Origin of the sequence: Planotetraspora thailandica (assembly GCF_016863335.1) — a bacterium.
GTDB classification, from domain to species: domain Bacteria; phylum Actinomycetota; class Actinomycetes; order Streptosporangiales; family Streptosporangiaceae; genus Planotetraspora; species Planotetraspora thailandica.
On sequence record NZ_BOOR01000063.1, the window covers coordinates 37,416 to 58,331 of the forward strand.

Sequence of the window (20,916 nt, forward strand, 5' to 3'; positions counted from 1 at the left end):
GACAAACGATTGGACTCGCCATCCAAAGGGCAGGACGGTTGTATACAAGTAGTACGTATACACGCGTGTGTCATATGGAAGGGCTGCCCATGACGTCGTCGCCCACGCAATCGCTGGAAGATCGGGTGCGTTCGATCGCCGCGCGACATCGTGACGAACGCGGTGCTCTGATGCCGATCCTCCACGCCGTCATGGAAGAGATGGGTCACGTCGATCCGGCGGTGATCCCCGTCCTCGCCGACGAGCTGAACCTGTCGCGGGCCGACGTGTACGGCGTCATCACCTTCTATCACGACTTCCGGCAGACCCCACCCGGTCGCAGGACCGTACGCATCTGCCGGGCGGAGGCGTGCCAGGCGGTGGGCGCGGCCGAACTGGTGGACAGGGCGAAGTCGCGGCTCGGCGTCGGCTTCGGCGAGACGACCGCGGACGGCGCGGTCACTCTGGAGCAGGTCTTCTGCCTCGGCAACTGCGCGACCGGTCCCTCGGTCCAGGTCGACGACCGCTTGTACGGCCGGGTCAGCGCCGAGAAGCTGGACGGCATCCTCGAGGTGAGCGCATGACCGTCCAGGAAGGCGTCGTCACCGTTTACGTGCCTCGTGACTCCGCCGCCCGGTCCGTGGGCGCCGACGAGGTGGCCGAGGCCATCGCCGCCGCGGCCGGGCGGCCGGTGCACGTCGTGCGGAACGGCTCACGCGGCATGTTGTGGCTCGAACCCCTCGTCGAGGTGGAGACTCCCGCCGGCCGCGTCGCGTACGGCCCGGTCGCCCCGGAGGACGTCGAGGAGTTGGTCGCGGCCGGCATGCTCGACGGCGCCGGCCACCCGCTGTGCCTGGGCCCGACCGAGGAGATCGACTGGTTGCGTGACCAGACGCGCGTCACCTTCGCGCGGGTCGGCGTCGTCGACCCGCTCTCCGCCGGGGACTACATCGCACACGGCGGGCTCGCCGGATTGCGCCGCGCGCTGAGTTTGTCCCCCGAACAGGTCGTCGCCGAGATCACCGAATCCGGTCTGCGCGGCCGTGGCGGCGCCGGTTTCCCCGCCGGCATCAAATGGAAGACGGTGCAGGGCGCGGAATCGGACCTGAAGTTCGTGTGCTGCAACGCCGACGAGGGCGACAGCGGCACCTTCGCCGACCGGATGTTGATGGAGGGCGACCCGTTCACCCTGATCGAAGGCATGACGATCGCCGCGTGGGCCGTTGGGGCCAGTGAGGGCTACATCTACGTGCGCTCGGAGTATCCGGACGCGATAGCCACGCTACGGGCCGCCATCTCCACCGCGTACGACCAGGGCTGGCTCGGCAAGCAGGTCCTCGACTCGGAGCTCTCTTTCGACCTGTTCGTGCGGGTCGGCGGGGGCGCGTACATCTGCGGCGAGGAGACCTCCATGCTGGAGAGCCTGGAGGGCAAGCGCGGCATGGTCCGCGCCAAGCCGCCGATCCCCGCGCTCGAGGGCCTTTTCGGCAAGCCGACCGTGGTCAACAACGTGCTCACCCTCGGCTCCGTACCGATGATCATGGCCGACGGCGCGGCCGCGTTCGCCGGCCTCGGCGTCGGCCGCTCCCGCGGCACACAGGTCTTCCAGCTCGGAGGCAACATCGCCCGAGGCGGCATCGTCGAGACCGCCTTCGGCGTCACCCTCGGCGAACTGGTGGAGGGCTACGGCGGCGGAACCCGTACGGGGCGGCCGGTGCGCGCGGTCCAGGTCGGCGGACCCCTCGGCGCCTACCTGCCGACCTCGCAGTTCCATCTGCCGATGGATTACGAGGCGTTCGCGGAGGCGGGCGCGATGGTGGGCCACGGCGGTGTGGTGGTCTTCGACGACACCGTGGACATGGCGGGCCAGGCGAGATTCGCCATGGAGTTCTGCGCCGCGGAGTCGTGCGGCAAGTGCACGCCCTGCCGGGTCGGGGCGGTCCGCGGGGTCGAGGTGATCGACCGGATCGTCGCCGGCGTGGACCGGCGGAAGAACCTGAAAGTGCTGGACGACCTGTGCGACCTGATGACCGAGGGCTCCCTGTGCGCCATGGGCGGCCTGACCCCGATGCCCGTGAAGAGCGCCCTCGCGCACTTCCCGGATGACTTCGGAACGACGACGGAGGAGGGCCGATGAGCCTGATCAAGGAACAGGACTACGGCACGCCGGCCCGTCCGGGCGAGGCGACCGTGTCCGTGGAGATCGACGGCAAGACCGTGCTGGTCCCCGAGGGAACCTCGGTGATGCGGGCCGCCGCCGAGGCCGGCATCGACATCCCGAAACTCTGCGCCACCGACAGCCTCGAACCCTTCGGGTCCTGCCGGCTCTGCCTGGTGGACATCGACGGGCGCAAGGGCTCCCCCGCGTCGTGCACCACGCCCTGCACGCCCGGCATGAAGGTGCGCACCCAGACGCCCAAGCTGGCCGAACTGCGCCGCGGCGTCATGGAGCTGTACATCTCCGACCACCCCCTGGACTGCCTGACCTGCCCGACCAACGGCGACTGCGAGCTGCAGGACATGGCCGGGGTCGTCGGCCTGCGGGAGGTCCGCTACGGGTTCGACGGGGAGAACCACCTCGACCTGCCGACCGACAGCTCCAACCCCTACTTCGACTACGACGCGAGCAAGTGCATCGCGTGCTCCCGGTGTGTGCGCGCCTGCGACGAGGTGCAGGGCACGTTCGCCCTGACGCTCGAGGGCCGGGGCTTCGCCACCAAGATCGCCGCAGGCGCCGGCGGCAGCTTCATGGAGTCCGACTGTGTGTCCTGTGGCGCCTGCGTGCAGGCCTGCCCGACGGCCACGCTGCAGGAGCGTTCCGTGGTCGAGCTCGGCATGCCGACCCGCAGCGTGCTCACCACCTGCGCCTACTGCGGCGTGGGCTGCTCGTTCAAGGCCGAGCTGCGCGGCGACGAGGTCGTCCGCATGGTGCCGTACAAGGACGGCAAGGCCAACGAGGGGCACTCCTGCGTCAAGGGCCGCTTCGCCTTCGGCTACGCCTCCCACCCCGACCGTCAGCTGAAGCCGCTGATGCGCGAGCGGATCACCGACCCGTGGCGTGAGGTGGAGTGGGCCGAGGCTGTCGACTACGTCGGCCGGCGCATGCTCGAGATCCAGGCGCACCACGGTGGGGGCGCGATCGGCGGGATCACCTCCTCGCGCTGCACCAACGAGGAGGTCTACGCCGTCCAGAAGATGGTGCGCGCGGCCTTCGGCAACAACAACGTCGACACCTGCGCCCGGGTGTGCCACTCGCCGACCGGTTACGGCCTCAAGCAGACGTACGGCACGTCGGCCGGCACCCAGGACTTCAAGTCCGTCGAGAAGGCCGACGTCATCCTCGTCATCGGCGCCAACCCGACCGACGCCCACCCGGTGTTCGCGTCCCGGATCAAGCGCAGGCTGCGCCAGGGCGCCAAGCTCATCGTGGCCGACCCGCGCAAGATCGACCTGGTCCGGTCCCCGCACATCGAGGCCCAGCACCACCTGCGCCTGATGCCCGGCACCAACGTGGCGCTGATCAACGCCATGGCGCACGTCGTGGTGACCGAGGGGCTCGTGGACCGCGAGTTCGTCGCGGAGCGCTGCGAGGACTTCGCGGAGTGGGAGCGGTTCATCGCCGGCCCCGAACACAGCCCGGAGGCGGTCGAGGAGATCACCGGCGTTCCGGCCGCCGAGGTGCGGGCCGCGACCCGCCTCTACGCCGGTGCGCGCAACGCGACCATCATGTACGGCCTGGGTGTCACCGAGCACAGCCAGGGCTCGACCATGGTGATGGGCATGGCCAACCTCGCCATGGCGACGGGCAACATCGGCCGTGAGGGCGTCGGGGTGAACCCCCTGCGCGGGCAGAACAACGTGCAGGGCTCGTGCGACATGGGCTCCTTCCCGCACGAACTGCCCGGCTACCGCCACGTGTCCGACGACGCGGTGCGCAGCGTCTTCGAGACGTTGTGGGGCCGCACGCTCCAGTCGGAGCCGGGTCTGCGCATCCCCAACATGTTCGACGCGGCGATCGACGGGTCGTTCCGCGCGCTGTTCGTGCAGGGCGAGGACATCGTCCAGTCCGACCCGAACACCAAGCACGTCACCGCGGCCCTGTCCGCGATGGACCTCGTGGTCGTGCAGGACCTGTTCCTCAACGAGACCTCGAAGTACGCGCACGTGTTCCTGCCGGGCACCTCGTTCCTGGAGAAGGACGGGACGTTCACCAACGCCGAGCGCCGGATCAACCGGGTGCGCCCGGTGATGGCGCCCAAGACCGGCAAGCACGAATGGCAGATCGTGTGCGAGATCGCGCAGGCGATGGGCTACCCGATGAAGTACGACAACTCAGCCCAGATCATGGACGAGATCGCGATGACCACCCCGACCTTCTCGGGTGTGTCGTTCGCCAAGCTCGACCAGGTGGGCAGTGTCCAGTGGCCCTGCAACGACAACGCGCCCGAGGGAACTCCGATCATGCACATCAATGAGTTCGTCCGGGGCAAGGGACGGTTCGTCGAGACGGTCTACGTGCCGACGCAGGAGCGCAGCACCAGGAAGTTCCCGCTGATCCTCACCACCGGGCGCATCCTGTCCCAGTACAACGTCGGCGCGCAGACCCGGCGCACCGGCAACACGGCCTGGCACCCGGAGGACCTCCTCGAAATGCACCCGCACGACGCCGAGGTGCGCGGCGTCCGCGACGGCGACACGGTCTCGCTGGTCAGCCGGGTCGGGGAGACCAGCCTGCGGGTGAAGATCGACGATCGGATGCCCGTCGGCGTCGTCTACACGACCTTCCATCACCCGGTGACGGGGGCCAACGTGGTGACCACCGAGCACTCGGACTGGGCCACCAACTGTCCCGAGTACAAGGTCACCGCGGTGGAGGTGGCGTTGAAGAACCCTGCCCCCGCGCAGACCGTCCCGGCGATGGCGGAGTGAGATCGTGACGTCGACGCACACGCCTCCTCACATCCGGCTCGCAAACGAGATCGCCGCCCAGTTCCAGCAGCGTGACCCGGCCGCCGCGTCCCGGGAGATCGCCGACCACATCCGGACCTTCTGGGATCCCCGGATGCGGTCCAAGCTGATCGCCGACGCCGGTAGGACCGGCAGCGGCCTGGACCCGCTCGCCGTGGCCGCCGCCGCCCTGCTCCCGCGGCCCACCGGCACCTGAACGGAAATCCCGCCGGCGCCGCATGCCTGAGTCGCATGCGGCGCCGGCCTGCTGCGGCCCTAGACCGAGTTCCCGGCCGGTTCACCTGAGGCGGGTTCTCCTGAGGGGGCGGCGAACATGCCGGCGATCAGTGCCCGCAGGGATCCGGCCAGCCGCTCCGCCTCTCCTCGCTCCAGCATGCGGAGGACCGGTTCGCTCTGGAGGCTGCCCAGCAGGATGTGCGCCAGCAGGTCGCCGTCCAGATCGGGTCGCCGCGCGGTGATCAGCGCGCTGATGTGGCCGTGCCAGAACCGGTGCAGGGGGTGGCCGTCGCCGTCGTCTCCCTCATGGCCCTTCAGGTCCGGCCTGCCCGCCGAGCTCGCGGCGTGCCCGAGCGCCGCGAGAAGTCCCTTGTTCCTCCCGACGACGTCGACGATCGCGTCGACGAACGCGATCAGCCGCTCGTCCGGCGGGGCCCCGGGGCCGAGGGGCGGAGGACCGGTCCTGACGGCCTCCTCCAGGGCATAGGCCCGCTCCTGCATCAGCGCGACCATCAGGCCCATCCGGCTACCGAAACGGTGGAAGACCGTGCCCTTGCCGACCCCGGCCGCGGCGGCGATCTGCTCCATGGAGATCTGTTCGGGGCGATGCCGGGAGAGCAACTCCTCGGTCGCCCGCAGGATGGCGCGGCGGTTGCGTGCCGCGTCAGCACGTTCGGGGCGTGCCTCGGTCATCGGCTCCTCTTCCGCGTAGACAACTGGACCGGCGGTCAACTAAGCTCCGATCGAACTTGACCGCAGGTCCAATTTATCCTCACCAGGGAGGGCGGCATGCGCCGAATCCGCTATCACGCCTACGGCGGCCCCGAAGTGCTCACCATGGAGGAAACCGAGATCCCGACCCCGGGCACCGGACAGGTCCGCATCCGCGCCGAGGCGATCGGCGCCAACTTCGTCGACGTGAAGTTCCGGCAGGGGCCGGACGCCGGCGGCGTCTACCACCGCGCGCTGCCCGCCGTGCTCACCGGCGACGTGGTCGGCACGGTCGACGCGGTGGGACCGGGCGTCGACCCCGGTCTCGCCGGCCGCAGAGTCGCCACACTGGCCGAAGACGCCTTCGCCGACCAGGTGCTCGCCGACGCCACGTGGCTCGCGCCCGTGCCGGAAGGCATCGACGACGCCACGGCGAGCATGCTGCCGATGGGCGCCCCCGTCGCGCTGGGCGCGTTGCGCACCGCCCGGGTGGCGCCCGGCGAGACGGTGCTCGTCCATGCCGCCGCGGGAGGCATCGGCCACTTGGCCGTGCAACTCGCCAAGATCTGCGGCGCGGGCACGGTGATCGCCACGGCGGGCTCCCCCGGCAAGCTCGACTTCACTCGCATGCTCGGGGCCGACGCGGCGGTCGACTATTCGGCGGAGGACTGGCCCGATCGGGTGCGCGAGGCCGCACCGCGGGGAGTCGACGTCGTCCTGGACTCGGTCGCCGGCGGCGTGCTGCTGCGCAGCCTCGACCTCCTGGCTCCGTTCGGGCGGGCCGTCGTCTACGGTGCTGCCGGCGGCGAGCTCACCGGCATCCCGCTGACCAGCCTCTTCGCGATGAGGTCGGTATCCGGGTTCTCACTGCTGGCGTGGCGGGCCGCCGCACCGGAGCAGGCGCGCCACGACATGGACGAGGTCGCAGAACACGCCGTCGAGGGCCGGCTGCGCGCGGCGCTGCACGCCCGGCTGCCGCTCCACCAGGCGGCCGAGGCGCACCGCATCCTGGAGAGCCGATCCCAGCTCGGCCGCGTCCTCCTCGTGCCCTGAGCGCACGCCGCCCGTCAGGCGATCTCACTCCGCAGGTCGCGCTTGAGGACCTTCCCGACCGGGTTGCGCGGCAGGGCCGTACGCAGCAACAGCCGCTCGGGCAGCTTGTAGGAGGCGATCCTGGCCGAGCGCAGGTGGCCGACGAGGTCGTCGAGCGTGAGTTGCGCGCCGTCCTTCGGCACCACCACGGCGCAGACCCGCTCCCCCAGCACCTCGTCGGGGTAGCCGACGACGGCGACGTCGGCCACGTGCGGGTGCGCGGCGATCAGGCTCTCCAGTTCGGCCGGGGCGATGTTCATGCCGCCCCTGATGATGATGTCCTTGGCCCGGTCGACATACCGCAGGAACTCGCCCTGCTCGCCGTCGATGACGAACACGTCGCCCGTCTTCAGGTAGCCCTGCTCGTCGAACGGGTCGGGCAACCGCCCGCCGTCGACGTAGCCGGCGAACACCGTGGGGCCCTTGAGGCGCAGCTCGCCGGGACGGCCCGGCTCGGTGACCTCCTCCCCCGTCTCCGGGTCGACCAGGCGCACCGACACCTGGCGGGAGATCCGCGAGGTCCAGGTCACGCCCGGCACGCCGTACCGGGGGAAGTAGCGTGCCCGCTGCTCCGGGTCGGGCACGTCATGGGGATCGGTGAGCAGGGCGATGCCCTCGTTGGAGCCGAAGAAGTTCACGACGCCGACGCCGTGCACGTCCTGCCAGCCCTTCACCATCGCGGGCGGGAGCGGCGCCGAACCCGACCCGATCAGCCGCAGGGACGAAATGTCGGCCCGCGCCAGCAGGTCGCCTCGCGCGAGCAGCAGCGACAGCAGCGCGGGCGGCGCGACCGTGTACGTGGCACGTTCCTCGGCGATCTGGGCCAGGAACGTCGGCAGGTCGAAAGGATGGTGTTGCACGAGCACCCCGCCGACGCGCAGCCACGGCAGGAACATGCCGCAGACGCCGGCCATGTTCACCATCGGAAACGGGTTGAGCAGCACGTCGTCGGCGGTGAGCCGGGGCGCGTCCACGGTGGCCCAGCACATCGCCAGCCAGTCGTAGTGGCTGCGCGGCACGCCTTTGGGCGTGCTCTCGGTGCCCGAGGTCCAGCAGATCGTGACGCAGTCGTTCGGGTCGGCCGGGTGGGCCGCCGCATACGCCTCGACGGCCGCCCGCGCCTCCTCCGGATCCGCGCCGGCCACCTCGGCGTCCAGCGCCTCGCCGTACACGAGAAGCGCGGGCAGGCCGGGCAACGCCGTACGGACCTCGTCCGCGGGGCGGCGCCCGCCGAGCGCCGACACCGTGACGAACCCGGCGAAGCCCGCGAGGGCGCCGAGCTCGGCCACTTCGTGCTCGCGATACTGCACGGGCAGCGGGGAGACGACGACGCCCAGCCGCCAGCACGCGAGATAGACGGTGACCAGCTCGACGGTGTTGGGCAGTTGTACCCCCAGCACGTCGCCGGCGCCCAGGCCGTGCCGCAACAGCACGGCGGCGAAGCGGGTCACCTCGTCGTCCAGCCGGCGCCAGGTGAGGCGGCGCGGGGACAGGCCGAGCAGGTCCGGCTTGTTGCGCGGATCGACCAGGGCGAGCCGATCGGGTTCGGCGGCGACGCGGGCGCGGAACAACGCGTCCATCGTGTCGTCGCTCCACCAGCCGAGCCGGGTGTACTCCTCGACCCGTTCGCGGGGGTGCAGACCCCGGGTCAGATCTGCTCGGGCTGAGGCGGGCGTGCCGGCGGGGGGTGCGTACATGCGACCTCGCTCCTTCGCGAGTTCCGTACGGCGCGCGCCGCAACAGCGTTACTACAACAGACAGAGTCACCTCCGTCAACGGCCCGCGCGACCGGCCTGCGTCAGGCCGGGTCCTTCACCTCGACCTCGTTGCCGCGCAGCGGAGCCGAGCAGGCGTCGCAGGTGAGCCGCGCGTGGAAGTCGCGGCCACAGGCGCGGTGGGTGTAGACGAGGGCCGGACCCTCAGGGGCCCGGAACCACCGCTGTCCCCAGTCGATCGCGACGATGACGACGGGGAAGAAGGCGCGGCCCTTCTCGGTGAGGCGGTAGCTCGGCCAGTCGGCGCGTTCCTCGCTCGGCGTCTGCTCGAAGACGCCGAGCTCGCAGAACAGGCGCAGCCGCTCGGCGATGATCGTCGGGGGCGCGCCCAGGCGCTGCTCGAAGTCGCGGAACCGGTGCAACCCCTGGAACGCCGCACCCAGGATCGCCGCCGACCACCGGTTGCCGATCAGCGCCATGGTCTGCGGGAACAGCCCGGCGCCGCCCTCGGCGGAGGTCGAGCGGCGCCGCGTGGTCGCGGTGGGCACCGAGCGTTCCCACGTGCCGCTGGGGCCGAAGCCGCCGGTGACGTCGCGCGGGCGCACCGCCAGCCGGCAGGCCCCGCACGACAGGACGGGCAGGAACTCCTTGCCGCACACGCGGTGCACCATGCGCGGAAGCGACTCCACGTGCTCGGGCACCCACGCCGACTCCCACGCCCAGATGGTCAGCAGCAACGGCCACAGATCGCGTCCCCGCTTGGTCAGCCGGTATTCGAACCGCCTGGCCTGGTTCTCGACGCCCGCCTTCTCGAAGATCGCCATTTCGGTCAGGGCGGCGAGCCTGCGCGTCAGCACGGCGTGCGAGATCGGCAGGATCGTGCGCCATTCGCCGTACCTCCGCACGCCGACCAGGGCGTGCCGCAGGATGAGCAGGTTCCACTCGTCGCCGATCAGCCCGAGGGTGAGGCCGACGGCGTTGGCGTCGCCCTCGGGGAGCGTGGTCGGGCGGTCTGGTAGGTGGACGAGCACGTGGTTCTCCGTCTGGGTGTTCACCGGCGCCCCCTCGACGCGCCGCTGGGCGCGCATCACACGGTCACAGGCGCAGGGCCCGGACCGGGGAGTCGGCCTCCCGCCAGCCGGGGATGCCGTCCCCCGCCGCCCAAGTGGCGTGCGTTCCGCTGGAGATACGCTCCGGCAGCCTGATCCGCGCCAACGGACCGTCGGCCACCCGCGCCGCGTCGAAGATCAGACACTCGGAACGATCTTCGGACATGTCGGTCGTAAGGGTAACAAGGTACCCGTCTTCCTCGGAGGCCGAGCCTACCCGGGGCGCCATCGCGGGCTCGCTGCCGTACACACCGTCCGGGAGGCGATACCGCTCTTCGCCGCCCGTCACGAGGTCGTGGCGGACCAGACCGTCGAACAGGAACCAGCCCTCCACGCCCGTCGCCGCGTACGCGTAGCGGTAGCCGAGCCCTCCGTAGGCGTTGTTGACCACGCCGAACTCGGTGATGGAGTCGCTGAGCCGTTCTTCCCGGCACCGCCCGGTCACCAGGTTGAGCCGCCAGCGGTGCAGGCGCGTCTGCATGCGGTCGAGCGCGAGGAAGCGGAACATGCGCCGGTAGTGGCCGCCGTCGCCGGTGTCCTTCGGCTCGGGGTCGCCCTGGAAGAACCCGTCGAGGACGATCTCGTCGCCCTCCTCGTAGGCGTTGACCCAGTGCAGCACGTACGTCGGGTCGGCCTCGAACCACCGCACCTGCGACGACGTCCCCCTCCGGGGAATCACGCCGAGCCGCGTCGGCAACTCCGGGTGGAACCGCGCCGCGTACAGCCCCCTGGCCATCAGCTCGGGCTCCCAGAACAGCGGGCAGTCGTTGAGGATCGCGTAGTTCTCGGTGAAGGCCATGTCGTGCGGCAGCCGAGGCCCGGGCAGCGGGATGTCGACGTAGTGGCTGAGCCGGTCGTCGGCTCCGACGACCCCGTAGTGCATGTACGGCTCGTCGGTGCCGTAGTTGAAGAACAGCAGCTCGCCGGTGCGCGGGTCGACCTTCGTGTGCGCCGAGACGCCGCAGGCGTAGGGGAAGGCGCCGCCCCAGTCGGCCTTGCCGAGCGTCTCCAGCGTGAGCGGGTCGAGCCGGTACAGGTCGCCGCACTGGTAGAAGCTGGTCAGCGCGACGCCCGCGTGCACGACGACGTCGGTGCTGGACGCGTCCTTCATCCGCCCGCGCGCGCCCCAGCCGTCCTCGCGCGGCGACTTCGCGGGCCGCTCAGCGATTCCCGCCCACAACGGCCTGCCGGCCTCCGCCTCGGCCAGGAAGCCGTCGGTGCGGACGAACCTGTTGCGGTAGAACGCCTTGCCGTCCCGGAAGCCGACCACGTGGACCATGCCGTCCCCGTCGAACGGGTGGTAGCGCTCCAGCGCGGGATGCACGGGGTTCTCGGTGTTGCGCAGATAGACGCCGTCGAGGTCGGCGGGGATCTCGCCGATCACCTCCAGGTCGTCGGCGCGCCACTCGGTGGCCTGCGGCCGCCACGGCCCGGTCCGGTACGGATGATCGTCATCTTCCGGCAGGGTCGAAAGGACCCGTCCGACGACGTCGACGTCCACGCTGTGTCTCCTCGTTCCTTCGCTCAGCCGCTCGTGCGCGGCTCAGTCGGCGCCGACCACGAAACCGACGGTCGTCGTGGTGCTGCCGCCGATGTTGAGTGTGCCGAACCGGCGTGCCCCCTCGACCTGGTAGGCGCCGGCCCGGCCGGTCACCTGGAGGGAGGCGTCCAGGAGCATGCGCACGCCGGTCGCGCCCACGGGGTGGCCGCCGCCGATCAGCCCGCCGCTCGGGTTTACGGGGATGCTCCCGCCGATCTCGAGGTCGCCGTTCTCGATCGCCTTCCAGCTCTCCCCCGGAGCGGTGATGCCGAAGTGGTCGATGGCCGCGTATTCCGACATCGTGAAGCAGTCGTGGGTCTCGATGCCGTCCAGGTCGTCCACGCCCGCGAGGCCCGCCCTGGCGAAGGCGTCGAGCACGGCCCGCCTCACGTGCGGCAGCACGTACGGATCGTCCGCGCTGCGCTCCAGCTTCTGGGCCAGGGGCAGGCCAACCGTGCGGTGACCCCAGCCGAGCATACGGGCGAGCGACCCGCGCGCCAGGTCGGGCCGGCGGGCGAGGAAGCGCTCGCCGACCAGGACGATCCCCGCGCCGCCGTCGGTGATCTGGCTGCAGTCCGTACGGCGAAGCCGTCCTTCGACGATCGGGTTGGCCGCGTCGTCGGCCTGGAAGCTCGCCTCGGTGAAGGTCCAGCCGCGCGTCTGGGCGTTGGGATTGGCGCGGGCGTTGCGGAAGTTCAGCTCGGCCACCGCGCGCAGATGGGCGTCGTCGAGGCCGTACCTGCGGTCGTATTCGTCGGCGAGCGCGCTGAACATGTAGGGCCACATGAAGCGGGCGTCCTCGCCCTCGTGACCGACCCAGGCCGCGGCCCCGAGGTGGCCCGCCGCCTCATCGCCGGTGACGGTGCGTTCCAGTTCGAGGCCCACGACGAGGGCGCAGTCGTAGCGGCCGGACTCGATGTCGGCCATCGCGGCGAGCACGGCGACGCCGCCGGAGGCGCATGCCGCCTCGTGGCGTGCCGCAGGCACCTCCCACAACTCGGGCACGACGGTTGCGGGCATGCCGCCGAGCTGGCCCTGCCCGGTGAAGAGCTGGCCGAAGGCGTTGGCCACGTGGATGACGTCGACGTCGGCGGGGGCCAGGCGGGCGCCGTCCAGCGTGCCGCGCACCACCTCGCCGGCGAGTTCGGCGAAGCCGTCCCCCGCCCTGGCCCGGTTGCGGGCGAAATCGCTCTGGTATCCGCCGAGGATCCACACGGCTTCCGGCATCCCGGCCTCCTGCCTGTCCCGCCCTTACTACAACAAACAGAGTTGACCGTCAACGGCCTTGCCTGCGCCGACGGCCCGTCACTACGTTTAACAGAGCAACTTTGGCGGCCGGGAGGGCTGATCGTGTCCGACGTCTACGTGCTGGAGTACGTCCGCACGCCCCGCGGCAAAGGCTCACCGCGCGGCTCGCTGCATCACAGGAGCCCCGTCGACCTGGTCGCCGGCCTGCAACGGGCGATCGTCGAGCGCACCGGACTCGACCCCGCCGCCGTCGAGGACGTGGTCGTCGGGTCGGCCTCGCAGGTCGGGGAACAGGGGGCCAACCTGGCGCGCACCGCCACCTTGCTCGCAGGGTGGGGAGACGGCGTCCCCGGCGTCACGGTCAACCGCTTCTGCGCCTCCGGCATCGACGCCGTGGCCCAGACCGCCGCCCGGGTGCGCGCGGGCGACCTCGGCCTCGCCGTCGCCGGCGGCGTCGAGAGCGTTTCACGCGTCCCCATGTTCAGCGACGAGGGCCCGCTGTGGTCGGATCCGGAGACGGTCAAGCGGGTCGGCTCGATCCACATGGGCGTCGCCGCCGACCTGAACGCGACCGTCGACGGCTGGCGGCGCGAGCAGCTCGACGCCTACGCCGTCGAGACCCACACGAAGGCCGCGGCGGCCTGGGACAGGGGCGACTACGCGCGCTCGGTCGTCCCTGTGCTCCGCGCGGACGGCACGTGGTTTGACTGCGACGAGCTGATCAGACCCGGGACCACCGTCGAGACTTTGGCCGCGCTCGCCCCGGCGTTCGAGAAGCTCGGGGCCTCCGGCCAGGACGGCCTCGCCCTCTCCGCCCACCCCGAGACCGGCATGATCGCCCACCTCCACACCGTGGGCACCTCCCCCGCCCTCGCCGACGGCGCGGCGCTGCTCGTGCTCGGCACACGGGAGCAGGCCGGGCGTCACGGGCTGCGCCCCCGTGCGCGCGTCGTCGCGTCGGCGACCGCCGCCGTCGACCCGGTCATCATGCTGACGGCGGGCCAGGCAGCGATCGAGAAGGTCCTCTCCAGGGCGGGGCTGGAGCCGTCCGGCATCGACGTGTTCGAGTTCGCCGAGGCGTTCTCCGCCCTCTGCCTGCGGCTGCGCCGCGACCTCGGCCCGGGCCCCGACCGGCTCAACCCCGCAGGAGGCACCATCGCCATGGGCCACGCCTTCGGCGCCACCGGGGCCATCATGGTCGGCGGCTGCGTCGACGCGCTCGAACAGCTCGGCGGCAGATACGGCGTGGCCGCCGTGAGCGGGGCGGCCGGGCTCGGCGTGGCCGTACTGCTCGAGCGGGTGGACGCGTGAGCCGCGGCCCGGCTCGCCGTCGCCCCACCACCCATCTCGCGACGGAGACGACCCGATGACGGGGCCTTTGACCAACCTGCTCGTTACAGCGCTCGCCGTGCTCGTGACGATGCTGGCCACCATGGCCTACGCGCTGCGCACCGGCAGGCAGACGGTCGTCGACACAGTCTGGGGCCTCGGCTTCGTGATGATCGCGGCGGTGAGCTTCGCGACGTCGACCGGGCACGGACTGGACGCGCGCCGGGTGCTCGTGCTCGTGCTGACCGCCGTCTGGGGGCTGCGGCTCGCCGTCCACCTCCACACGCGCAACCGGGGAAAGGGTGAGGACCCGCGCTACGCCGCGCTGATGCGCAGGAACACCGGTCCCGCCGTGCCGTACGTCATCAAGACGATCTACTGGCCGCAGGGCGCCGTCATGTGGATCGTCTCGCTGCCCGTGCAGGTCGCGATGTACGAGACGGCGCCCCTGGGGATCGTCACCTGGCTCGGGGTGGCCGTCTGGCTGGTCGGGCTGCTGTTCGAGACGGTCGGCGACCTGCAGTTGTCGCGCTTCAAAGCCGACCCCGCCAACCGGGGCAAGGTGATGGACCGGGGCCTGTGGGCGTGGACCCGTCACCCGAACTACTTCGGCGACGCGACCGTCTGGTGGGGCCTGTTCCTGGTCGCCTGCGCCCACTGGGCGGCCCTGCTCACCGTGGTCTCCCCGGTGCTGATGACGCACATGCTGGTCAACCGCAGCGGCAAGGCACTCCTCGAGCGCCGGATGGCCCGTTCGCGCGGCCCCGAGTACGCCGGCTATCTGGCCAGGACGAGCGGGTTCCTCCCCCGCCCGCCCCGCAGGAGCGCTACGCCGTGACCGCCGGCCGGCGGCGGGCACGGACCGTCGCGTTGCGTCGCCAGATGAGCGGGTTGACGTCATCGGCCGGGTTGTCCGCCGGCCCTGGCCACGTCGACGGCCCACTCACGCAGCACGGTGGGCGAACCACGGAGGCGAAGCGACGTGGCCGCCCTGGCCGGCAGAGTCGTCAGGTGGGAGGGGACCAGCGCGATCGGGTCGGCCGGCTCCGCGTCGAACGGGCTGGAGTCGAGATGCTGCGGGCCGATGACGACCAGAGTGCCGGGACGGCGCTGGTAGGCGAGCCCCCACAGCAGCCTGCCCAGCAACCGGGCTCCGTGGATGTCGGACATGATGTGCCAGGTCCCGTGGTACCGGTTCGTGGAGTAGCGGGCTCCGGCGCCGGGCCGCAGGGTGATGACGTCGAATTTCAGGAAGGGTCCCAGGTCCCGGGTTCAGGCGGCCGTTCCGCCGTCGCCCTCGCCACAACACGCGACGGCGGGACCGCCGAGTGAGGTGCCCTGCGCCGGGATACCGGGATCTCTGAGCGGAATGTCCGCGGTCGGCACCTCCGCGACCACGGGGGTCGTGTCCCGCGCGAGGACCGCGGGAACGGACAAGAGGGGAATCGTCCTGATCAGCAGGGCGCCGAAGCCGAGCTGGTAAGTCGCCTCCCCCTGGAGCAGGAAGCCGTTGTCCTGCATGACGTACACGGCGGCGACGACCCCGCCCACGAGCTGCAGCGCCAGCAGCACGGTGCTGAACGCGTCGCCGTGCGCCCACGCGATGAGCCGTACGGCCAGGACCAGCTGAAGCGCGAACAGGCACGCACCCAGCAGCCGGTGGGTCCAGTCGACCGCGCCGTTGAGCGTGTAGGGGGTCAGGACGATCCCGCCGAGCAGCAGGGCGAAGGAGTCGGCGGCTCTGCGCAGACGGCCCAGCGACGGCGTGGCGGACGCCGTGGCGCGTAAGGCCTTTCGCGTGAACAACGCCGCGCCGAGGAGACTCGCCGCGTACGGCAGCACGGTCTCCCAGTGGACGCCGTAGTAGCTGATCCCGTGGTTGGCTCCGAGGCCGTCCGGCATCAGCGTGACGCAGAGAAGCAACCCAGCGAACAGGCAGACCTGACCTTTGACCAGGTCGCCGACGACCCTGTCCCGCATCGCGCGGTGCGCCTCCTCTCGGCGATCCGGGAGTCATCATCGATGAGGATCAGCGGCTTCGTCGACCCCTCCGGGGTGTGCTTAAACGCACCTCGGAACTCCTCGGAACCGGGAATAAGATCCCGCGCTCCACCATTAAGGTAGTTGAAAATTAAACAACAAGGAGGTTGGTGATCACGATGCAGTTCGGGATCTTCACCGTCGGCGACGTCACAACGGACCCGACCACGGGCAGGACGCCGAGCGAGCACGAGCGGATCAAGGCGATGGTGACCATAGCGCTCAAGGCGGAGGAGGTCGGTCTCGACGTCTTCGCCACGGGCGAGCACCACAACCCGCCCTTCGTCCCGTCGTCACCGACCACCATGCTCGGATACATCGCCGCGCGCACGAAGCGGCTCATCCTGTCGACGGCCACGACGCTGATCACGACCAACGACCCGGTCAAAATCGCCGAGGACTTCGCGATGCTCCAGCATCTGGCCGACGGGCGCGTCGACCTCATGATGGGCCGCGGCAACACCGGACCGGTCTATCCCTGGTTCGGGCAGGACATCCGCCAGGGCATCAACCTGGCCATCGAGAACTACGCGCTGCTGCACCAGCTGTGGCGGCAGGACGTCGTCGACTGGGAGGGCCGGTTCCGCACACCTCTGCAGGGCTTCACCTCCACACCGCGCCCGCTCGACGGGGTTCCCCCGTTCGTGTGGCACGGCTCGATCCGCAGCCCCGAGATCGCCGAGCAGGCCGCCTACTACGGCGACGGCTTCTTCGCCAACAACATCTTCTGGCCCAAGGAGCACTACATCCGGCTGATCAACCTCTACCGGCAGCGCTACGCCCACTACGGGCACGGCACTCCGGAGCAGGCCATCGTCGGCCTCGGCGGGCAGGTGTTCATGCGCAAGAACTCCCAGGACGCCGTACGCGAGTTCCGGCCCTACTTCGACAACGCCCCCGTGTACGGCCACGGGCCGTCGCTGGAGGACTTCACCGAGCAGACGCCCCTCACCGTGGGCAGCCCGCAGGAGGTCATCGACAGGACGCTGACCTTCAGGGAGTCCTTCGGCGACTACCAGCGCCAGCTGTTCCTGATGGACCACGCCGGTCTGCCGCTCAAGACGGTGCTGGAGCAGCTCGACATCCTCGGTGAGGAGGTCGTGCCCGTGCTGCGCAAGGAGTTCGCGTTGGGCCGCCCGAGCAATGTGCCCGACGCCCCCACGCACGAGTCCCTCATCGCCCGCCGCGACGCCGAGCAGGCCGACCCCGTCGCATCCACGTCCTGACCCCGCCCTCACCATCCGGGATGATCCGTACAAGCTGATCCGTATGCCGGATCACTCGTGGAGGAGAAGATGAAGCCGTTGAAAGTGGTGGCCGTCTCTGCCGGCCTCAGCCAGCCGTCCTCGACCCGCCTGCTCGCCGACCGTCTCGCCGACGCGGTCAGGCGGCGGCTGGCGGAGGAGCGTGAGGTCGAGGTGCGCGTGGTGGAGCTGCGCGACCTGGCCACCGACATCGCCAAGAACCTGGTGACCGGGTTTCCCGGCCCCGCCCTCAGAGAGGCGATTGAGGCCGTCACCGAGGCGGACGGTCTCATCGCGGTGACGCCGATCTTCACCGCCTCCTACAGTGGGCTCTTCAAGTCGTTCTTCGATGTGATCGAAGACGACAAGCTGATCGGGAAGCCGGTGCTCATCGCCGCCACGGGTGGTACGGCACGGCATTCCCTGGCGCTGGAGCACGCGCTGCGGCCGATGTTCGTCTACCTGCGCTCGATCGTCGTCCCGACCTCCGTGTACGCGGCGTCGGAGGACTGGGGCGGCGGCGGCGACAGCCGCACGGACGGCCTGGCCGTACGGATCGACCGGGCGGCCGGAGAGCTGGCCGACCTGATGGTGCATCGTTCGCCGGCGGCGCCGGCGGCCGACGAGGTGGTGGTGCCCTTCGCGGAGCAGCTCGCCGCGCTGCGCCCGTGAGCGCATGCCCGGACGGGGGATGAGGTCAAGGCGCCTCATCCCCCGTCCGCATGCCCGGGTGATGCCGCGCGTGCAGGCTCGGCGTCCGGCGGCACTATCGGGCGGTCTCACGCGTCCGGCGGTGCGGCGGCGGACAGGCGGCGCAGCCACTCCTGAAGCAGGGCGGCCTCCGCGCCGGTGAGCGTGTCGGCGGGCGCCGGGGAGCGGCGGTCGCGCAACTGCGCGCTGAGCGTGGTCGCGGTCACGGAGATGGCGGAAGCCTCCTGGGCCGAGCCTCCCCTGCTCACACCGCCTGCTGTCACTTCGGCTCTGTCCACACCGGCTCTGGCCACACCGGCTCCGCCGCTCTTGCCATCGGGGGGCACGACGATCGCGTCGATCATCGCGTCGCGGACGCGGCGGGAGAAGTCCGGGTCGGTGTAGATGGCGGGGCGGGACACCAGGGACAACGCCACTCCGGCGTTGGCCGCCATCACCATCTGCGCCGCGACCTCCGGCGCGACCTTGAGCCTGCCTGCCGCCGCGCAGCGTTCCAGCACATCGAGAAGCAGCCGGTGCGCCTCGGCGGCGGCCCCCGGCGGTGCCGACAGACCGGGCGAGTACATCAGCCGGTAGTAATTCGGGTTGTCCACCGCGAACGCGACATGGTTGTCCCAGCCGTCGCGCAGGTCCTGCACGGGGTCAGACGAAGGTTGCGCTGCTCGCTTGCTCTCCAGGTATCGCTCGAAGCCGTAGTCGACGACCGCGGACAGCAGTCCTTCCTTGTCTCCGAACTGCCGGTACAACGCGGGCGCGCCGACCCCCGCCGCCTCGCAGACCGCCCGTGTCGAGATGTCGGCCTCCGGCGACCGCGCGAGGAGGTCCGCCGCCGCTTGGAGTATCCGTGTTCTCATATCCACGTTAACAATGTTAGCAGTGGGTGTTCACTCGGGATAGCCGTCGAAGACCGACAGCAGTTTGCGGCGTTCCTCCGGCGTCAGGTCGGCGATGTGCCGTTTCTCGTCGATCCCCGTCGAGGCGATCAGCGAGTCCATTCGCTCCGGCAGGTAGCCGGGCAGGAGCCTGACGATCTTGCCCACGGCGGCCCGGCCTGTCGTCTCGTCGTCGCGCTCGAGCACGTCGCCCAGGCTCATCCTTCCGGATGTCACGGCCGCCCGGAGATCGTGCCGGTCGAGCGGGCGAGCGGCCGACGGCTCCTGCGTCGCCGCCACGGGCGCCGACGCCGCGCCGGGCGTGCTGCGGTGTTGCACGCCCGCGCTCTCCGGAGGCGCGGCGAGGGTGTGGGCACGGGCGGCGGCGGGGAAGGCGGCCATCGCGTGGCGGAAGGTCGGGGACGCCTGCTCGGGCTCGTCCTCCCCGTGGAAGGTGTGGGCGGTCACCAGGAGCGCGCCGACGGAGGTCGCCGCCGTGAGCGCGATCGCGATCTGCCGCCGCGAGAGCCGCCCGTCCCGCTGCCCGCCCGCGGCGAGCTTCATCCCGACGACGGCGGTGCGCAGCAGCACACCCATGACGAGACTCAGCAGGATCGGCACGAGCTGGTCGGGCAGCGGGGCGACGGTTGCGATCAGCACACCGGCCGCCGGGCTCGCACAGGCGACGAACAGCCAGGGCCCCACCCGTTGCCTGGCCATGTCGAGCAGGGCGGCCAGGGCGAGCCCCTCGCTGGCGGAGTGAATGGTGAGTGCGAAGACGACCACGACGGACGCGGTCAGCCCGAGGGTCGCCCCCTCGATCGCGCGATGCAGCGTGAGCGCGGCCGCGGTCCCCATGCCGCCGAACAGCGCCGCGTCGACGGCCTGCTTGACCCGGCGGTGGCGTCCGGGTGCATGCATGGCGGCCCGTTGCGGTTCCGCGTCGGAGGGGCAGGCACATCCCCTCCGGGTGAAGTACGTGATCACGACGTAGCCGAACAACGCGGCCAGGACGAGCGCCCAGAGCGGCACCCCGGTGCGGACCGCCTCCGACCACGCGTCGGGGAGCAGATCGACCAGCGCGGTGACCAGCATCGTCGCCGAGGCGATCGCCAGCCACAGGGTCACCCGGCGGGAGTTGCGCCGGGCCAGCCAGGCACCGAAAAGGGTGGAGGCGCAGACCAGCAGCACCGCCCCCCACGCCTCCCCTCTGCCCGGCAACTGCTCCAGCACGGCCCCCGCGGCGCGCACCCAATCCGTCAGCGGCATGGTAAGCGTCTCCTGTCGATCTGCTCGGACTGTCCGGGTTTGTCAGGCCGTTCGACCTGGTCGATCCATTGGGGCCGTGCGGCCTGCCCGGGCCGCACGGCCGGTCATCCGATGGCGCGGCCGTTGGCGCCGGATTGGGCTGGTTCAGCGGTCGCGAGAGCGGCCAGGGGGGCCGTGCCGTCCACGTCGACGCCGTCGGCCGCCGCGTGCTGCGCGGCCGGGGGCGGCGCGCCGCCCGGGTCGTGAAGCTCGTCGAGCAGGGCGTGAAGCGTGCGCATCTCGGCATCGAGGTTGTCCCTCAGCCGGGCCGCGAGCTCGGCGACGAACGCGTGCACGCCCTCGACCCGCCGTTCGAGGACCTCGCGCTGGGAGTCGCGCGCCTCCCTCTGAAGAAGTGCCGCCCGGCCCAGGGCGTCGCTCTCCACGGTCTCCGCCTCCTCCCTCGCCCGCGCCAGGACGGCCTGCGCCTCCTCCTGCGCCATTGCCATCGTCCGGTCGGCCGCCTCCTGGGCGATTTCGACGATGCGCACGGCGCTGTCGCCGAGAGACGACGCCCGCTGGGCGTTCTGCTCGATCTGGTCCTGCTTGGCCCGCAGCTCCTCGTTGTCCCGCAGCACCCTGCTCAGGGTGGTCTCGACGTGACCGAGGAACCGGTCCACCTCGGCGAGGTCGTAGCCCTCGCGGAGGCGGACGACGGTGAACACCTGATTGCGCACGGCGGCGGGGCTCAGCAGGCCCGTACGTCCGTGCAGGTCGGCGCCACCGCGGGCCGCCGATTCGCTCTCCACCACGTCCACGGAAGAGTGGCCGTGCCCATGTCCTTCGCCCATGACCTGCCTCACCGGACCTTCCGCCGCGCCGACACGAAACCGC

General features: G+C 70.9%; 19 protein-coding genes. 9 read left to right on the top strand and 10 right to left on the bottom strand.

Translation table 11 applies throughout. From position 1 onward, the window contains the following. Nucleotides 1-89 precede the first annotated feature (89 nt). The 4 genes from Pth03_RS33435 to Pth03_RS33450 are packed head-to-tail and all read left to right on the top strand — an operon-like array spanning nucleotide 90 to nucleotide 5,143. On the top strand, nucleotides 90-563 hold the full coding sequence (locus Pth03_RS33435; protein WP_239119560.1) for a formate dehydrogenase subunit gamma: 474 nt from the start codon (nucleotides 90-92) through the stop codon (nucleotides 561-563). Further along, on the top strand, nucleotides 560-2,116 hold the full coding sequence (locus tag Pth03_RS33440; protein ID WP_203948455.1) for a formate dehydrogenase beta subunit: 1,557 nt from the start codon (nucleotides 560-562) through the stop codon (nucleotides 2,114-2,116). The genes Pth03_RS33435 and Pth03_RS33440 overlap by 4 nt, the downstream gene beginning before the upstream one ends. After that, nucleotides 2,113-4,908: a formate dehydrogenase subunit alpha gene (fdhF, locus tag Pth03_RS33445; protein WP_203948456.1), complete on the top strand. Its 2,796-nt coding sequence runs from the start codon at nucleotides 2,113-2,115 to the stop codon at nucleotides 4,906-4,908. The genes Pth03_RS33440 and fdhF overlap by 4 nt, the downstream gene beginning before the upstream one ends. Before the next feature lie 4 nt (nucleotides 4,909-4,912). Then, a complete protein-coding gene (locus Pth03_RS33450) occupies nucleotides 4,913-5,143 on the top strand; it encodes a formate dehydrogenase subunit delta (protein ID WP_203948457.1) in 231 nt (76 codons plus the stop codon). A 59-nt stretch (nucleotides 5,144-5,202) separates the two neighbouring features. Here Pth03_RS33450 and Pth03_RS33455 read toward each other — a convergent pair whose 3' ends face one another. Continuing rightward, nucleotides 5,203-5,856, bottom strand: coding sequence for a TetR/AcrR family transcriptional regulator (locus tag Pth03_RS33455; RefSeq protein WP_203948458.1), 654 nt, complete (start codon nucleotides 5,854-5,856; stop codon nucleotides 5,203-5,205). Nucleotides 5,857-5,952: 96 nt separating this feature from the next. Here Pth03_RS33455 and Pth03_RS33460 point away from each other — a divergent pair, with 96 nt between their 5' ends. After that, complete coding sequence (locus tag Pth03_RS33460) at nucleotides 5,953-6,927, top strand: quinone oxidoreductase family protein (protein ID WP_203948459.1); 975 nt, start codon at nucleotides 5,953-5,955, stop codon at nucleotides 6,925-6,927. Nucleotides 6,928-6,941: 14 nt separating this feature from the next. Here Pth03_RS33460 and Pth03_RS33465 read toward each other — a convergent pair whose 3' ends face one another. From Pth03_RS33465 to Pth03_RS33480, 4 genes are all read right to left on the bottom strand, one after another. Then, entirely contained in the window at nucleotides 6,942-8,663 is a 1,722-nt protein-coding gene (locus Pth03_RS33465) for a class I adenylate-forming enzyme family protein (protein WP_239119561.1), read from the bottom strand. A 101-nt stretch (nucleotides 8,664-8,764) separates the two neighbouring features. Next, a complete protein-coding gene (locus Pth03_RS33470; RefSeq protein WP_239119562.1) occupies nucleotides 8,765-9,736 on the bottom strand; it encodes a winged helix-turn-helix transcriptional regulator in 972 nt (323 codons plus the stop codon). A 40-nt stretch (nucleotides 9,737-9,776) separates the two neighbouring features. Continuing rightward, nucleotides 9,777-11,291, bottom strand: coding sequence for a carotenoid oxygenase family protein (locus Pth03_RS33475; protein ID WP_203948461.1), 1,515 nt, complete (start codon nucleotides 11,289-11,291; stop codon nucleotides 9,777-9,779). A 42-nt stretch (nucleotides 11,292-11,333) separates the two neighbouring features. Then, the gene (locus tag Pth03_RS33480) at nucleotides 11,334-12,557 is read right to left on the bottom strand and encodes an acetyl-CoA acetyltransferase (protein ID WP_203948462.1); all 1,224 of its coding nucleotides are present in this window, start codon (nucleotides 12,555-12,557) and stop codon (nucleotides 11,334-11,336) included. Between the two features lie 123 nt (nucleotides 12,558-12,680). Between Pth03_RS33480 and Pth03_RS33485 the strand changes: the two genes are divergently transcribed. Then, entirely contained in the window at nucleotides 12,681-13,889 is a 1,209-nt protein-coding gene (locus tag Pth03_RS33485) for an acetyl-CoA C-acyltransferase (RefSeq protein WP_239119563.1), read from the top strand. Nucleotides 13,890-13,944: 55 nt separating this feature from the next. Further along, the gene (locus Pth03_RS33490) at nucleotides 13,945-14,745 is read left to right on the top strand and encodes a DUF1295 domain-containing protein (protein WP_203948463.1); all 801 of its coding nucleotides are present in this window, start codon (nucleotides 13,945-13,947) and stop codon (nucleotides 14,743-14,745) included. A 59-nt stretch (nucleotides 14,746-14,804) separates the two neighbouring features. Here Pth03_RS33490 and Pth03_RS33495 read toward each other — a convergent pair whose 3' ends face one another. Then, nucleotides 14,805-15,077: a hypothetical protein gene (locus Pth03_RS33495; protein ID WP_203948464.1), complete on the bottom strand. Its 273-nt coding sequence runs from the start codon at nucleotides 15,075-15,077 to the stop codon at nucleotides 14,805-14,807. 102 nt (nucleotides 15,078-15,179) lie between these two features. Then, a complete protein-coding gene (locus Pth03_RS33500) occupies nucleotides 15,180-15,887 on the bottom strand; it encodes a hypothetical protein (protein ID WP_203948465.1) in 708 nt (235 codons plus the stop codon). 179 nt (nucleotides 15,888-16,066) lie between these two features. On the opposite strand from Pth03_RS33500, the gene Pth03_RS33505 reads away from it, so the two are divergent. Next, nucleotides 16,067-17,173, top strand: coding sequence for an LLM class flavin-dependent oxidoreductase (locus Pth03_RS33505; protein ID WP_203948490.1), 1,107 nt, complete (start codon nucleotides 16,067-16,069; stop codon nucleotides 17,171-17,173). 69 nt (nucleotides 17,174-17,242) lie between these two features. Next, on the top strand, nucleotides 17,243-17,863 hold the full coding sequence (locus Pth03_RS33510; RefSeq protein WP_203948466.1) for an FMN reductase: 621 nt from the start codon (nucleotides 17,243-17,245) through the stop codon (nucleotides 17,861-17,863). A 107-nt stretch (nucleotides 17,864-17,970) separates the two neighbouring features. On the opposite strand, the gene Pth03_RS33515 is transcribed toward Pth03_RS33510, so the two are convergent. The 3 genes from Pth03_RS33515 to Pth03_RS33525 all read right to left on the bottom strand — a co-directional run bounded on the left by Pth03_RS33515 (nucleotide 17,971) and on the right by Pth03_RS33525 (nucleotide 20,873). Next, nucleotides 17,971-18,756, bottom strand: coding sequence for a TetR/AcrR family transcriptional regulator (locus tag Pth03_RS33515; protein ID WP_203948491.1), 786 nt, complete (start codon nucleotides 18,754-18,756; stop codon nucleotides 17,971-17,973). Between the two features lie 30 nt (nucleotides 18,757-18,786). Beyond that, nucleotides 18,787-20,043 carry a ZIP family metal transporter gene (locus Pth03_RS33520; protein WP_203948467.1) on the bottom strand — a complete coding sequence of 419 codons (1,257 nt, stop codon included), beginning with the start codon at nucleotides 20,041-20,043 and terminating at the stop codon, nucleotides 18,787-18,789. Nucleotides 20,044-20,147: 104 nt separating this feature from the next. Beyond that, on the bottom strand, nucleotides 20,148-20,873 hold the full coding sequence (locus Pth03_RS33525) for a DivIVA domain-containing protein (RefSeq protein ID WP_203948468.1): 726 nt from the start codon (nucleotides 20,871-20,873) through the stop codon (nucleotides 20,148-20,150). Nucleotides 20,874-20,916 lie beyond the last annotated feature (43 nt).

Bases quoted from the DNA above. Each gene is read 5' to 3' on its own strand.
- Pth03_RS33525 (WP_203948468.1), bottom strand. From the start codon at position 20,873: ATGGGCGAAGGACATGGGCACGGCCACTCTTCCGTGGACGTGGTGGAG.
- fdhF (WP_203948456.1), top strand. From the start codon at position 2,113: ATGAGCCTGATCAAGGAACAGGACTACGGCACGCCGGCCCGTCCGGGC.
- Pth03_RS33510 (WP_203948466.1), top strand. From the start codon at position 17,243: ATGAAGCCGTTGAAAGTGGTGGCCGTCTCTGCCGGCCTCAGCCAGCCG.
- Pth03_RS33465 (WP_239119561.1), bottom strand. From the start codon at position 8,663: ATGTACGCACCCCCCGCCGGCACGCCCGCCTCAGCCCGAGCAGATCTG.
- Pth03_RS33435 (WP_239119560.1), top strand. From the start codon at position 90: ATGACGTCGTCGCCCACGCAATCGCTGGAAGATCGGGTGCGTTCGATC.
- Pth03_RS33520 (WP_203948467.1), bottom strand. From the start codon at position 20,043: ATGCCGCTGACGGATTGGGTGCGCGCCGCGGGGGCCGTGCTGGAGCAG.
- Pth03_RS33515 (WP_203948491.1), bottom strand. From the start codon at position 18,756: ATGAGAACACGGATACTCCAAGCGGCGGCGGACCTCCTCGCGCGGTCG.
- Pth03_RS33455 (WP_203948458.1), bottom strand. From the start codon at position 5,856: ATGACCGAGGCACGCCCCGAACGTGCTGACGCGGCACGCAACCGCCGC.
- Pth03_RS33440 (WP_203948455.1), top strand. From the start codon at position 560: ATGACCGTCCAGGAAGGCGTCGTCACCGTTTACGTGCCTCGTGACTCC.
- Pth03_RS33480 (WP_203948462.1), bottom strand. From the start codon at position 12,557: ATGCCGGAAGCCGTGTGGATCCTCGGCGGATACCAGAGCGATTTCGCC.
- Pth03_RS33460 (WP_203948459.1), top strand. From the start codon at position 5,953: ATGCGCCGAATCCGCTATCACGCCTACGGCGGCCCCGAAGTGCTCACC.
- Pth03_RS33500 (WP_203948465.1), bottom strand. From the start codon at position 15,887: ATGCGGGACAGGGTCGTCGGCGACCTGGTCAAAGGTCAGGTCTGCCTG.
- Pth03_RS33505 (WP_203948490.1), top strand. From the start codon at position 16,067: ATGCAGTTCGGGATCTTCACCGTCGGCGACGTCACAACGGACCCGACC.
- Pth03_RS33495 (WP_203948464.1), bottom strand. From the start codon at position 15,077: ATGTCCGACATCCACGGAGCCCGGTTGCTGGGCAGGCTGCTGTGGGGG.
- Pth03_RS33490 (WP_203948463.1), top strand. From the start codon at position 13,945: ATGACGGGGCCTTTGACCAACCTGCTCGTTACAGCGCTCGCCGTGCTC.